Origin of the sequence: Vibrio campbellii CAIM 519 = NBRC 15631 = ATCC 25920 (assembly GCF_002163755.1) — a bacterium.
Taxonomy (GTDB): Bacteria; Pseudomonadota; Gammaproteobacteria; order Enterobacterales; family Vibrionaceae; genus Vibrio; species Vibrio campbellii.
The window spans coordinates 630,897-644,248 of record NZ_CP015864.1 but is presented as its reverse complement, the minus strand read 5'-3'; the positions used below and the strand labels follow the sequence as shown (position 1 = coordinate 644,248).

The 13,352-nt window shown below is 43.6% G+C and carries 12 protein-coding genes; 8 read left to right on the top strand and 4 right to left on the bottom strand.

From position 1 onward, the window contains the following. The first annotated feature begins 487 nt into the window (after positions 1–487). Positions 488–1,084 (top strand): acyl carrier protein phosphodiesterase, encoded by a 597-nt coding sequence (locus A8140_RS18735; protein WP_033000057.1) that lies wholly within the window; start codon positions 488–490, stop codon positions 1,082–1,084. Positions 1,085–1,191: 107 nt separating this feature from the next. After that, a complete protein-coding gene (locus tag A8140_RS18730; RefSeq protein WP_005530829.1) occupies positions 1,192–2,445 on the top strand; it encodes a DEAD/DEAH box helicase in 1,254 nt (417 codons plus the stop codon). 29 nt (positions 2,446–2,474) lie between these two features. Here A8140_RS18730 and A8140_RS18725 read toward each other — a convergent pair whose 3' ends face one another. After that, positions 2,475–3,263 carry an EAL domain-containing protein gene (locus A8140_RS18725; protein WP_005530830.1) on the bottom strand — a complete coding sequence of 263 codons (789 nt, stop codon included), beginning with the start codon at positions 3,261–3,263 and terminating at the stop codon, positions 2,475–2,477. A 196-nt stretch (positions 3,264–3,459) separates the two neighbouring features. After that, a complete protein-coding gene (locus tag A8140_RS18720; RefSeq protein WP_005530832.1) occupies positions 3,460–4,092 on the bottom strand; it encodes a hypothetical protein in 633 nt (210 codons plus the stop codon). Between the two features lie 130 nt (positions 4,093–4,222). Between A8140_RS18720 and A8140_RS18715 the strand changes: the two genes are divergently transcribed. The 3 genes from A8140_RS18715 to A8140_RS18705 all read left to right on the top strand — a co-directional run bounded on the left by A8140_RS18715 (position 4,223) and on the right by A8140_RS18705 (position 5,745). Further along, the gene (locus tag A8140_RS18715) at positions 4,223–4,465 is read left to right on the top strand and encodes a DUF2164 domain-containing protein (RefSeq protein WP_005530834.1); all 243 of its coding nucleotides are present in this window, start codon (positions 4,223–4,225) and stop codon (positions 4,463–4,465) included. Positions 4,466–4,639: 174 nt separating this feature from the next. Beyond that, positions 4,640–5,179: a cytochrome b gene (locus tag A8140_RS18710; protein WP_005530836.1), complete on the top strand. Its 540-nt coding sequence runs from the start codon at positions 4,640–4,642 to the stop codon at positions 5,177–5,179. Next, positions 5,176–5,745 carry a YceI family protein gene (locus A8140_RS18705; protein WP_005530839.1) on the top strand — a complete coding sequence of 190 codons (570 nt, stop codon included), beginning with the start codon at positions 5,176–5,178 and terminating at the stop codon, positions 5,743–5,745. The genes A8140_RS18710 and A8140_RS18705 overlap by 4 nt, the downstream gene beginning before the upstream one ends. Before the next feature lie 117 nt (positions 5,746–5,862). On the opposite strand, the gene focA is transcribed toward A8140_RS18705, so the two are convergent. After that, positions 5,863–7,314: a formate transporter FocA gene (gene focA, locus A8140_RS18700; RefSeq protein ID WP_005530841.1), complete on the bottom strand. Its 1,452-nt coding sequence runs from the start codon at positions 7,312–7,314 to the stop codon at positions 5,863–5,865. A 286-nt stretch (positions 7,315–7,600) separates the two neighbouring features. Here focA and A8140_RS18690 point away from each other — a divergent pair, with 286 nt between their 5' ends. Together A8140_RS18690 and A8140_RS18685 are read left to right on the top strand one after the other, a co-directional pair. Then, positions 7,601–8,506 carry a LysR substrate-binding domain-containing protein gene (locus A8140_RS18690; RefSeq protein ID WP_005530843.1) on the top strand — a complete coding sequence of 302 codons (906 nt, stop codon included), beginning with the start codon at positions 7,601–7,603 and terminating at the stop codon, positions 8,504–8,506. Positions 8,507–8,802: 296 nt separating this feature from the next. Then, positions 8,803–9,282, top strand: coding sequence for a DUF1097 domain-containing protein (locus A8140_RS18685; protein ID WP_005530845.1), 480 nt, complete (start codon positions 8,803–8,805; stop codon positions 9,280–9,282). A gap of 140 nt (positions 9,283–9,422) precedes the next feature. Here the strand turns inward: A8140_RS18685 and A8140_RS18680 are convergent, their stop codons facing one another. Continuing rightward, positions 9,423–11,057, bottom strand: a complete 1,635-nt coding sequence (locus A8140_RS18680) for a DUF2813 domain-containing protein (RefSeq protein ID WP_005530847.1) — start codon at positions 11,055–11,057, stop codon at positions 9,423–9,425. Positions 11,058–11,330: 273 nt separating this feature from the next. Here A8140_RS18680 and A8140_RS18675 point away from each other — a divergent pair, with 273 nt between their 5' ends. Continuing rightward, on the top strand, positions 11,331–13,073 hold the full coding sequence (locus A8140_RS18675) for a bifunctional metallophosphatase/5'-nucleotidase (RefSeq protein ID WP_038863590.1): 1,743 nt from the start codon (positions 11,331–11,333) through the stop codon (positions 13,071–13,073). The last annotated feature ends 279 nt before the right edge of the window (positions 13,074–13,352 follow it).

The window sequence follows — 13,352 nt, the reverse complement described above, 5'->3', positions numbered from 1 at the left end:
GTGATCACATCTAACGGTATGTTATATCTATTAATGGCAATTAAATTGATTAATTTTAACAATGAGTTGCATATGAATTAGCGGCAAATTTTACTAAAAGTCAGTAGGTTAGGATAGATGTTGCGCAAACGTTTACTTATGATTTCTGTCATAGCTTTCTAAATCTTTACTTCTCGCTGTCATGAATGTGTCATATAAAGGCTATAAAAAGGAGTTACTGTCATCGATGAAGAAAAGAAATGGCAGTAAAGATTGAAGCAAGATTGCTTCAGGAGATGTAACACAAAGGAGGTCACAATGAGCGACCAATACCACAACGACGAATGCCTAGAGATGCTTGATGCACTTGAAATCGGTATAATCTTGTCGGACTACATTGGCTCAGAAGACGAAGCCGAATAAGTACAATTAGTACTCTCACCGCGTCACAACAGACGTTATACTTAAGTTCATGTAAGACGAGCCAAAAGGCCACTCACAGCGTCTAATGAACTTTCTAGCCCACCTGCATATTGCAGATCACTGTAATAGCCACTTAATGGGAAACTTGCTTGGAGATTTCGTAAAGGGAGATCCAAGCAAGCAGTATCAGACTGATATTTCCAATGGCATAAAACTCCACCGTTTTGTCGATCGTATCACCGATCACCATTCCATTGTTGAAGAGTGCAAGCCGCATTTTACGGGCGTGTCACGTCGCTTTGCGCCAATTGCACTGGATATGTTTTGGGACCATTGCTTAGCGAAGCACTGGCATGCATTTAGTCACCAGTCTTTAGATTCGTTTGTCCGATACGCGTATCAGCAAGTGAATAACCAAATCTCTAATGAGTTACCACCAAGATTTTTATTGCTTCACAGTCGAATGTGGAGTGGAGGGTGGCTGCAGTCTTATCGAGACTTGGAGAACATCGAGTTTGCGCTTCATCGAATGTCACAAAGAAGCCCTCGTATGGCCGACCTCACTACGACATTTGAAGTTCTCGATCGCGAATATGAACAATTGGAAGGGAAGTTTTCGGCGCTTTATCAAGATGTTCTGGAGCAGTCCGGCCAATTCCATCAACAGTTAGTGAATTCGTAAGTGAGTTCATTCATAACTCAATAATTTCATAGCGCCTTGTCTGCTAAAGGTAGTATGACCAAAGGCGCTCTGGTAAACTCTGCGCTCCAAAAATTATGAGGTTTATCATGTCCGTTAATTTCGCTGATCTTGGCATTGAACAACAGTTGGTTGATACCCTAAGCGGTATGAATATTGTTTCTCCGACACCTGTTCAAGAAAAGTCGATTCCACCCGTATTGGAAGGCAAAGATCTCCTGGCTGCTGCGCAAACAGGTACTGGCAAAACTGCAGCATTTGGCTTACCTATCATCCAATCAGTTCAGCAGAAGAAACGTAACGGCGCGCCACAAGCACTTATTCTTGTACCTACGCGAGAGCTTGCTCAACAAGTTATGGACAACCTGACCCAGTACGCAGCAAATACGGACCTTAAGATTGTTTGTGTTTATGGTGGTACGAGCATCGGCGTTCAAAAGAAAAAGTTGGAAGAGGGCGCAGATATTCTTATCGCGACGCCAGGTCGTTTGCTGGATCACTTGTTTAACGGCAATGTAATCATCGCTAAAACGGGCATTCTTGTACTTGATGAAGCAGACCGCATGTTAGACATGGGTTTCTGGCCAGATCTGCAACGCATTCTTCGTCGTTTACCTCAAGATAAACAAACCATGCTGTTCTCAGCAACGTTTGAGAAGCGCATTAAAACCATTGCTTATAAACTGATGGACTCTCCAGTTGAAGTGGAAGTGTCGCCAGCCAACACTACGGCAGAAACCGTTAAGCAAATGGTTTATCCAGTTGATAAAAAGCGTAAACGTGAGCTATTGGCTTACTTAATTGGTTCTCGTAACTGGCAACAAGTGCTTGTCTTTACAAAAACCAAGCAAGGCAGTGATGAGCTAGCAAAAGAGCTTAAACTGGATGGGATCAAAGCGGTCTCTATCAACGGCGACAAATCTCAAGGTGCTCGTCAACGTGCTCTTGATGAATTTAAAGCAGGTAAAGTACGTGCGTTAATCGCAACCGATGTGGCTGCTCGTGGTCTGGACATTCAAGAGCTAGAGCAAGTGGTGAACTTCGATATGCCGTTTAAAGCCGAAGATTATGTTCATCGTATCGGGCGTACAGGTCGCGCTGGTAAATCAGGCTTGGCGGTTTCTTTAATGAGCCGCGACGAAGAGTACTTATTGACGGCGATTGAAAACCTACTTGACCAACGTTTACCGCAAGAGTGGTTAGAAGGTTTCGAACCGAGTTTAATCGAAGAGGTTGAGCCAGAGCGTAATGGTGGTGGTCGCCGTAAGAGTCGCTCTTCGGAAAAACGTAAGATGAAAGCGAAACTCGCTATTCATAAAAACCGCGGTAAAAACCGAAAATAAAAGGTGATGGCAGTTATCAATGACTTTGATTACGCCGTCTTAACTTCTTGGTAGGCTTCAAGCGTTTGAGGCATCGCCAGTAAATAGCCTTGATACATATCGAAACCGAGCTTTTTCATTAAATTAAGTTGATGCTCGGTTTCAATTCCTTCTATAACGGTTTTTGAGCGAATATCTTTTGCCAAAGACAATGCTTCCATCAAACAAGCAAAGTCGCCACTCTCATATCGCAAAAGTAATGATCGGTCTATTTTGATGATGTTTGGTCTTACGCATTTCACGCGTTCAACCGTTGAGGCGTCAACTCCGTAATCATCGATGGCAAGCATATAGCCGTTATCACTGAGCTCTTTCGTCGCTTTATAAAGACAGTTCTCGTCACTCGCATCCAACTCCACTAATTCCATCACGATTTGCTCACGGCGAAGATCTGCTTCGATGATGGCTTGCTTCAATAGGTTGCTGTACGACATGTCTTTCGCGAGCATTTCTGATGCTTTAGGTAAGACATTAAGAAAAAGCTTTTTGTTGCTAAACTTGGATTGGCAAAAATTACTGATGTGGATCAGACGGCTTAATCGCTCGACATTAATTTGGTCTTTTACTGGAATGGTATTGGATTGGAAAAATTGGTCTGGTCTTATCATTTGTCCGTCTTGGTTACTAATACGAACCAGAGCTTCAAGGCCGATGATAGAAAGATCTTTCTGATAAATAGGTTGAAACACACTCCTCAGCGTCAGTTGCTTGTAGTGTGCAATATACTGCCCATCTAATTGTTTTGAAATGCAGCCAAGCAGCTGCGTGATGCTCATCATTATTGTTGTAACCTAGACCAAGATACTTCCACTGATGCTTAACTGATTGTTGTGCATCTAGTTTTACTACAGTAGTTTGAATCTAATTGTGCCAGTGGGGTCAAGGCAAGAGAGGTAGCGTTGATTGAACGGAAATATCGACCAGCATCAAACAAATCGATGAACGGGCTGATAATCTACCCGCTGCAATTTGATGCTACCACTGTAAGACCGCATAAAGTTGAACGTATTTTCGAACCAGTTGTTGCTTGTTCGATCGGCGCAAAGGATGGCCAAATTTAATGTAGCAAGGACTAATACCAAAGCGCGTATCAAGTGAGCGGGTCAGCTGTGACTCGCTTGTGTAAAGCGTAATGCCTTGTTCTGTGTATTCAGTGATTGGCTCAGGAAGTTCACCCATCCACCAGTGCAAAAGTTCGCGGCTGGTTTTGCTGCGACTGATCCAATGGTCACTGACTAAAAACAACAAGTCGTTGGGCTGTAGGGCATAGCCATATTCGCTTTGCCATTCCATGATGGAGGAGAGCAAGTTCTCTCGACAAGAATTACCGGCACTCACCATATGATGACTTAACACCCAAACTGTGCCTATCTCAGAGGTGATTCGATAATGGTGAGGCAAGTCGGGAGAATCAAGTACTTCAATGGGTTTGATGATACTGCTGTGGCCAAAGTGACGAAACGTATGTTCCATTCGTCTTGCGAAAGCCATTCCTAGATGGTGTTCGCTCATTCCTTGGTTATGCACCGCAGGATAATGCTTCTCACAAAGTTTGAGGCAATCGTCCTGAAAATCATTGACACTTTGGATGACTAAGTCGAGTAGCAAAGAATATCCCTTAACGGTTAACAAATTGAACGGCGAAAGGTTATCATAGTACTTTTAGGATAGACTAATTTCGATAGGCAACTTCTTGATCTAAACATCAAAATTGATAATAGAGTTCCGCAGGTAAAATATGATCAAACTAGAAAGAGCACAAAAAGAAGCGTTGGCAGCCGCCATCCAAGAATATATGCAAGACGAGTTAGAAGTGGAAATCGGTCAATTTGATAGTGAATTTTTGATTGATTTCATCACGGAGAAACTGGCGCCTTTTTATTACAACAAAGGCATTGAGGACGCAAAAGCCGTTATTGAACGACGTATGCTTGAGATGAACGATGAACTGTATGAGATTGAGCAAGAAGTTCAACTCTAACTGTCCGTTTTTAAAGTGATTTAAAGTTCCTTCTAATTTTTCGAACAAGTTGTTTGAAAAGGTATTATTGGTTAGATGTAAAGGATGGTAAATAATCTGTTTCATACAAGGTAAATAAGTTAATGTTGTGTTTCTTGCTCAATATCAACTTAGGAATATATCTAGGAACGTGAGATGGAAACACTGGTAAAGAATTACAACCTACCTGCGCGATTTATGCATTGGCTATCGGCGCTTTGCATTATCGGCTTATTTGCTGTGGGTTTGTGGATGGTCGATCTTAGCTATTACAGTGAATGGTATCGTACTGCACCACATTATCACCGCTCTGTGGGCATTTTATTAGCAACCCTCACTTTGGCACGCATCGTATGGAAACATGTGACGGCGTCACCAAAAGTGGAAGGGAAACCTTATGAAGTCGTTGCCGCGAAAGCCGCGCATGGTGTGATGTATCTATTACTCATCACTATCTTTATTTCAGGTTACCTCATCTCAACATCTGATGGTCGTGGAATCGAAGTATTTAATTGGTTCACGGTGCCAGGCGCAGGGGAGTTATTCCCTAGTCAGTCGGATATTGCAGGTGAAATTCACTTCTACGCAGCTTGGGCTGTCATCCTAATGGCAGGTTTACACGCTGCTGCTGCACTAAAACATCACTTTATCGATAAAGACAACACATTAAGAAAAATGTTAGGAGCTTCAAAATGAAAAAGTCACTTTTCGCTACAGGATTAGCAATCGCTATAGCACTACCGTTTGGTGCTAACGCTGCAGATTATGTTATCGATACCAAAGGTGCTCACGCATCAATCAACTTCAAAGTTAGCCACCTAGGTTACAGCTTCATCAAAGGTCGTTTTAATACATTTTCTGGTGACTTTTCTTTTGATGAAAAAAACATCGCTGACTCTAAAGTAAACGTAGTGGTTGATACGACAAGCCTGGATTCAAACCATGCTGAACGCGACAAGCACATCCGTAGCGGCGACTTCATCGACGCAGGCAAATACAGCGAAGCGACGTTCAACAGTACAAAAGTTGTAGACAAAGGTAATGGTAAGCTAGGCGTAACGGGCGATCTGACTCTTCACGGTGTAACGAAACCAATCACAATCGAAGCGGAATTTGTTGGTGCAGGTAACGACCCATGGGGTGGTGAGCGTGCAGGTTTCATCGGTCAAACTCGTCTTGAGCTTGCTGATTTTGAAATTCCAGTAATGGGTTCTTCAAGCTACGTTGATATGGAACTGCACATCGAAGGTGTTAAGAAGTAACTTCTCGTTCTTCACCATATACCTCGTTCTTAACGACATAAATGCAGAAAGCGCTCTTAAATAAGAGCGCTTTTTATTGGTGCCAACTTGTCTTGCTAGTTGCTAGTTGTAATAGTTTTATGCCGTTTCTAGAACGTTATCTTCAATTAGGTTTAGACGCTCGCCATACACTGGGCGCAGTGCTTTAAGTACTTCGCTACGTGTCACAACGCCAGCCATCAAACCGTTTTCTAATACAGGAAGCACTTGTGGTTTGCTCACTTTGATGCTCTTAGCACGCTCTTCAAGAGAAAGAGAAGTAAAGCGTGTCGCCATGCCCATACTTGTTGTTGGGTAAAGTTGTTCCTTATCGATACATAGGAACTCAACTACATCTACCAAACGGTCACCAGCATCAATCGCTACAACGTCACGGCTCATCAAATCTACCACTTTTTGTTCTTGAACAGGGATGTAATCTTGGCACCACAATTCAACCATTACGTCGTGCGCTGAAAAGAAACCAACCAAACGATTGTCGATGTCAACAACAGGAGCACTGATTAGATTGTTGTCCAATAGGGTATCTAGTGCAGTTGAAACTGGCATTTCTACGCTCAGAGTAACTGGGCTCGGGTTCATGATTTCTTTTACAATTGATGCGTTTTTCATAGTGCTTTCCTTAACTGACGTTAGTGTTGTAGTGTTTGTAATGGATGAAATTTTTGCTGCCTTTAGTTCTGGTCGACGGTAAATACACCAGTTAGCTAAGCCAACTAACACAGCGCCACCAATGATGTTGCCTAGGGTTACTGGAATTAGGTTTGCAGTAATAAAGTGACCGACATTTAAATCTGCATATTGAGAAGCCGGCACGCCAACTGCTGTCCAGAAAGTCTCTGGTGCGAAATTCGCGATTACGATGCCTAGCGGTACCATGAACATGTTTGCTACACAGTGCTCAAAGCCACTGCTGACGAACATTGCCACTGGCATGATGGTCATCGCTGCTTTTGTCATTGCATTTGCAGAACTGAACGTTAGCCAAATAGCAAGACAAACCAATAAGTTACATAGAATCCCCAGTGCAAATGTTTGTACCAATGTGTGGTGTAGCTTGTGCTGCGCAATGTTTAGTGCGTTTAAGCCCCATTGACCCGCATCCATTTGGTACAAGCCTGCAGCGCTTACCAATGCAAGTAGGAACATCGCACCGATGAAGTTACCCACATACACCTTGCCCCAGATCGACAGCATTTTGCCGAATGAGATTTGTTTGTTTGCCCATGAGATGCTCGAAAGCACTGAGCTGGTAAACAACTCACCACCACAAATGACGATGAGTATCAAACCCATACTGAATGCTAAACCACCTGCAAGACGGCTAAGCCCCCAACCTGCATCCGCACTACCTGTTGTCACTGTGATGTAAAACAAGAATGCTAAACCGATGAATGCGCCTGCCATGATTGCCAAACCCAGTGTCATGCCGCTGGTTTTGTTTGCTTTACTAAGTGCAAACTTCTCAGCTTCAGACATCATTTCTTTTGGAGAAAAATACTGGTTATTTTGAGAGCTGGTCACCGCCATAATGACTCCTTAGTCTGTGGTTCCATATGAACTCCTTGGTTAGTGAAATCGAGACGTTGTCTGTACTCGAAAGTGAAGGTGTTATTGCTTTTTGTTGCGGTGTTCCCGAACCGCATATCCAGATTAAGCAGGTCAGAGCTACAGGTAAAATTGATAATATTTAGAATCCTCATCAGATAATTTGATAAGTTCTTAAAGGCAGGTAAAATGAACCTCATTGCGTATCAGCGCATGTACTTTGGGGTTGCGAGAGTATGGGGAATACTCGCCAATTAGGGAGGAAACTTTGCGCTACTCACTTAAGCAATTAGCGGTATTTGACGCAGTTGCAGACACCGGCAGTGTAAGCCAGGCCGCGGATAAACTGGCTCTGACACAATCGGCGACGAGCATGTCGCTTGCTCAGTTAGAAAAAATGCTTGGCAGACCTTTATTTGAAAGGCAAGGCAAGCAAATGGCTTTAACGCATTGGGGGATGTGGTTAAGACCAAAAGCAAAGCGTTTACTGCAAGACGCGCTACAAATTGAAATGGGTTTTTACGAGCAACATTTGTTGAGTGGACACATTCGATTAGGCGCAAGTCAAACACCTGCAGAGCACCTAGTTCCTGACCTTATCAGTATCATTGATAATGATTTTCCAGAGATGCGTATCTCTCTCGGCGTACAGAGTACTCAGGCCGTCATCGATGGCGTTTTGGATTACCGATATGATCTGGGCGTCATTGAAGGTCGCTGCGACGATAACCGTTTACACCAAGAAATTTGGTGCCGAGACCACCTTACTGTAGTCGCAGCGTCGCATCATCCATTTGCGCGTAACTCATCGGTGAGCTTAGCTCAACTTGAACAAGCAAAATGGGTATTGCGAGAACATGGTTCAGGTACCCGCAAGATTTTTGATAGCTCTATTCACCATCTTATTGAAGATTTAGACGTGTGGCGTGAATACGAACACGTTCCAGTATTAAGAAGTTTGGTATCAAACGGGCAGTATTTGACGTGTCTGCCTTATCTCGATGTAGAACGTTACATTGAAGCAGGGGATTTGGTGGCGTTAAATGTACCTGATCTCAAGATGGATCGAACCTTGTCGTTTATCTGGCGAGCAGATATGGCGGAAAACCCGTTAGTTGACTGTATCAAGCGTGAAGGGTTACGCATGATGAAGGGTAAACCTTCTGTGTTTTAAGCGATATTCGTAATAACTTGCTGTCATTTTAGAAAAGGCTTTGCATCTCGCGGGGCCTTTTTGTCATTTATTGCTCATTTTTCCCAACTGATTGTGATTTTCTTATTTTCGAAATCTGTTGATTTATCGGTTGCGTCAAATTTTATGTGTAAAATATGCAATGCAATAGGATCTTAGTGAGATCTAGATCACCGAAGTTCGCATGGGATATGCCTAGTATTGACTGCCTGATTTCAATGTATGAAGGCAGTTTTCAAACCAAATGGTGCGAAACTAACGAAGCGGGTAAGAATACCATGACCACACTTTTAGCTATTTCAATTACAACTGGCATTCTCTCTGGCGTATGGGGCTGGATCGCTATCTCCCTTGGCCTGTTATCTTGGGCTGGCTTTCTTGGCTGTACGAGTTACTTTGCGTCCCCGACAAGTGGCTTGAAAGGGCTAGCAGAAAGCTTGATTACCAATATGACAGGTGTTTTCTGGGCGATGGTTATCATCTATGGCTCGACTTACGTGGGTATGGAGATCATCGGATATGTAATTACAGCTATCGTAGCGTTCTTCATGTGTATTCAAGCGAAACAAGCTTGGTTAGCGTACATCCCTGGTACTTTCATTGGCTCATGCGCGACTTTTGCTGCAGACGGCAATTGGCAACTTGTGGTGCCATCGCTGATTTTAGGTGGCGTGTTTGGTTACCTAATGAAAGCAACAGGTCTTTGGTTGCATGCGAAATCAGCCGCTACTTCTTCGCTCGCAGAGCAAGTACAGTAGTGAACCCCCGATCTTATTTGTATCCGCTGTGTATTGAGAGTTATCCCGGTCAATACAGTTAATCAAAATTACTGATTCTTGATACAAGCACACCTAATAGGTGTGCTTTTTTTTGTCTGTCTATTTTTGGGTATCGCTCTTTACGTATTCCCGTTTGCCATAGTTACCACGCGTTTTAGCGTCCAGCGCAAAAGTACGGGGATGCAATCTACGCCACGCTCTTCGCAATGGGCAACAATTGCGAGTGCGAGATCCGGTTTTGCTTGTTTCTTCAAAACGCGGTTTACGACTTTCTTAGCTGGGATTGGATGATCACGAGGAACTTTGATGATGTCCTTAAAGAAAATTTCAAAGCCATTGTTATAGAGGAAGTGCTCGATATCTCTATCGGGTAGCTCGGTAAGGCGATGACGCTCTTGGTCGTTATTTAAATGGACTCTCACTGTGTGCGCGTATTTTTTACCAGCAGGGTCGCCGTCAGTCACCACATGCCAGTCGATACCAAACTCTTGCGCCACTTTAACTAATGACTTCAGACCTGATTGGGCAAATTCAACGATTTGAACTCCTTCTGCTGCGAGATCATAACCGCACTGGCGTGCCAACTCGTTAAATAGCCAGACTTCCGTTTCTCCTTCGACCAATAACCAGCAACGGGCAAATAGGGCGCCGGCGCGATGAAAACGAATATGGAAACCAATACGTCGTAATTGGTCGACACTAAAGTGATTAGTATTGAGCGATTTTGCGATGGTTCGATCCGATAAACGAACTAAACGACGAATTGATGCCAAAGGTACGGAGCCAAGTAAACGCGCACTGTTTGTCGTAAGGATCTTCTGCATCGGTAGTAACTGCAACAAACTCCAAGCGCGAGATAAGTGAGTCGGGTGCAAACGACCCTCTGGATCTTCAATTATCAAGATGGGGCGAGCGCAACGTCTTAAATCGGTGGGACCTTTTGCCTGTAGGTACGCGTTCAACAACCCCATAAGTAGCAGTCGGGTTTGTTTGTTGTTTGTTTCCCTTAAAAACTGCGACAATCCTTTTTCTGCTGACGGACTGGCGTAGAACAAGCCATCTCGCGGTTTTCTCGGGTGACCTTTTTTCACACTTCGGAATGCAAAGTAGTGCTCGACCAGAGTGTGCATTGAATCAAGGCTGCTGCGCACTTCACCTTTGTTCACATGACCAGGCATGGCAAATAGGCGGCGGCAGGTGTTATTGATGCGCTTCTCGATGCGAGCGTTCTTGTTGTCACCATTGATGTGATTTGGCTCAGGGAAACGGCGTGAGTCACGCAACCGGATCACGGGATGCAGTGTCATCAACTCTATTGCGAGTTTTTCAGAATGGTGCAGTTGTTTGGCTTCACCATCGGAGTCCAAGAATGCGTATTTGGTGGTGATGTTATGGCCGTCTCTGCTTGCGCTTAAACGGTAATAAATCACGTGCTCGTTATTTTCGTTAACACACCATGTTGGTTTGATTCGTCTGTAGCGCCCAGCATTTACTTCTTGCTTATCCTGCGCTTTGAAGCAAAGTACGATTTGAAGATGCTGGGTTTGTGGGTGTGATATTGCGTAGTCGACGTGAAAGTCCGTCATTTGGAACTGATAAAGAGAACCGTCAGCGGGCAGGGCGAGAGACAAAGCGTCGAGTAGGGAAGACTTACCCCATGTATTCTCACCGATCAAAGTTGTCAGTTCGTCAAAAGAGAGTGAAAGGCGTTTGATGCCTCTAAACCCAGAGATTTCGATGCGTTCTAGTCTCATCTCACTCCTCCTTGCAATTATTTGAATTATCGAGAGTTCTTTCGCTCCTCATAAGCATATATGAAATTGATCATGTCAAGTTAAGCTCAGTTCACAAAATTAAGAGCATTCATCCTATGAATAAAGATCGATTAGGCGTAAAGTCACTTTCAAACTTGTACGCAAGATGAATCTTGATCACGTTAAAATGAAATGACAATTTCTCTGTTTCATAAAATTCATGATTCTGTCATGATTCAGTTCTAATAATTAAAAGGAATGAAAAGAGAGAAGATGACGATGAATAAAAATCATAAGCCAGTCAGAATCAAATTGGCACACATCAATGACACTCATTCCTACTTTGAGCCAACGTCATTACAGCTAAAACTCAATATCGATAACGAAAGAACACTAGAACCTTACGTGAGTGCTGGTGGCTTTTCACGTATTGCAACTCGCGTAGAACAGTTACGCGACGACGCACAACGTCAAGGTCAGGGCATGTTATTTCTTCATGCAGGTGACTGTTTCCAAGGCACTCTGTATTTTTCGTTATTCAAAGGCAAAGCAAACGCCGATTTATTAAATGCGCTTAACATTGATGCGATGGCATTAGGCAATCACGAACTCGACATGGGTAATGAGCCGGTTGCTCTGTTTTGTCAGCGTACGCAATTCCCATTGCTCGCGGGTAACTGGGATCTGTCGAACGAATTGCCTAATAAAGAACATCGCATGGGCGATTGCGATAACGTGCTGAGTTTCGATACTGACACCCAAAGCGCGCAATACCTAGTGAAAGAGTTTCACGGAGAGAAAGTTGCCATCTTTGGTCTGTCTATCGACAAGATGAGCGATATTGCTAACCCTGATGCTGATACACCATTTATCAACGCAATCGAAACCGCAAAGCATACCGTTGAAGAGATCCACCAAGCCGGTATCAAAAATATCATTCTTTTAAGTCATTTAGGCTATGAAGGGGATTTAGAGCTCGCAGCACAAGTGGATGGCATTGGTATCATTGTTGGTGGTCATAGTCATAGGTTACAAGGTAACTTTGCATCTATTGGCTTAGGCGAAGATGATCCTTATGGCATCAAAGTCAACGATACTTTTGTGGTTCAGGCTGGCTATCATGCATTAACCATGGGGCACTGTGTACTTGAGTTTGATGAACACGGCAAAGCAACCATGTTAAGTGGTCAAAATGAATTGCTGTTGGGACGTCGAATTTTCTGGGATTCAACGCTTAATGAACAACTAGACCAAGGCGTTTTTGAAGAAGCGTGTGACTTTATCCACGGTCAACCCAATGTGGTTGTTTGTAAAAAGCACCCAGAGACACAAGCCATTTTAAGAGACAAATATATCCCCCGAGTGCGTAAGCTTCAGTCTCAAGTGATTGCCAATGTCGCAGAGAAGAAGCGCCATATTCGCATTCCGGATGAATTCGGTGGCAGTGAACTTGCCCCTTCCGTTGCGCATTCTTTCTTATATGCGCTCAACAAGCGTGGCCATAAGGTTCAATTTGCCATTCATAATGCGGGAGGCGTGCGTACATCTCTCAATCCGGGAAATATTACTGTGGCAGATGTTGCCGGACGATTGTTGCCATTTGCCGTTCCAATCGGTTGTTATGACGTGCAGGGTAAAGTGGTTCGCCTAGCATTAGAAGGCGCGATCAATAATGCACTGAACAACGGCGTTGAAGGTACAGGCTCTGGCAGCTACCCATACACACATAATTTGAATTTTGAATATCAAGCAGAGGCACCGAAGGGACAACGCATTAAAAACCTTGAGGTATTCGATGGCAATCGTTGGTGCGAAATGGAAGACGAATCTTGGTATTGTGGCGCTTCTTCTGCATACACAATGAAAGGTAAAGAAGGCTATGAAGCACTGCTCAACATGAAGGGTGAAGGCTTTGTCAGCAATCTTTCTATGGCAGATTGCTTTATCGAGTTACTAACGGATGAACCAAACTGTCTGAACCGAGGTCACAAACTTTACTCTCAGAGAAACCAGTAACGACTATTGGTATCTTTTTTGCTCTCTTTCTAATGCACATGCGATTAAGAGGGAAGAGAGTATGTGGAAGAAAGATTGGGCTGATGCTGCGGTTGTCGTAGCATGGGTAGCAGTTTGGTCAACACTGGTTTATTTTGTACCGTTAACCGGTTTTTAAAGACCGACTATTCAACAAATGAGGGGCGCATGAGTGCCCCTTTTTTGTATCTGAACGGCTTCAAATTCATAACGTTGATAAACATTCTTCACAAAATACTTTGTCGTTATAGATAACGATTT

Excerpts from the sequence above, each read along its gene's own strand:
- A8140_RS18725 (WP_005530830.1), bottom strand. The coding sequence starts at position 3,263 with ATGATGAGCATCACGCAGCTGCTTGGCTGCATTTCAAAACAATTAGAT.
- A8140_RS18675 (WP_038863590.1), top strand. The coding sequence starts at position 11,331 with ATGACGATGAATAAAAATCATAAGCCAGTCAGAATCAAATTGGCACAC.
- A8140_RS18680 (WP_005530847.1), bottom strand. The coding sequence starts at position 11,057 with ATGAGACTAGAACGCATCGAAATCTCTGGGTTTAGAGGCATCAAACGC.
- A8140_RS18715 (WP_005530834.1), top strand. The coding sequence starts at position 4,223 with ATGATCAAACTAGAAAGAGCACAAAAAGAAGCGTTGGCAGCCGCCATC.
- focA (WP_005530841.1), bottom strand. The coding sequence starts at position 7,314 with ATGGCGGTGACCAGCTCTCAAAATAACCAGTATTTTTCTCCAAAAGAA.
- A8140_RS18735 (WP_033000057.1), top strand. The coding sequence starts at position 488 with ATGAACTTTCTAGCCCACCTGCATATTGCAGATCACTGTAATAGCCAC.
- A8140_RS18705 (WP_005530839.1), top strand. The coding sequence starts at position 5,176 with ATGAAAAAGTCACTTTTCGCTACAGGATTAGCAATCGCTATAGCACTA.
- A8140_RS18685 (WP_005530845.1), top strand. The coding sequence starts at position 8,803 with ATGACCACACTTTTAGCTATTTCAATTACAACTGGCATTCTCTCTGGC.
- A8140_RS18730 (WP_005530829.1), top strand. The coding sequence starts at position 1,192 with ATGTCCGTTAATTTCGCTGATCTTGGCATTGAACAACAGTTGGTTGAT.
- A8140_RS18710 (WP_005530836.1), top strand. The coding sequence starts at position 4,640 with ATGGAAACACTGGTAAAGAATTACAACCTACCTGCGCGATTTATGCAT.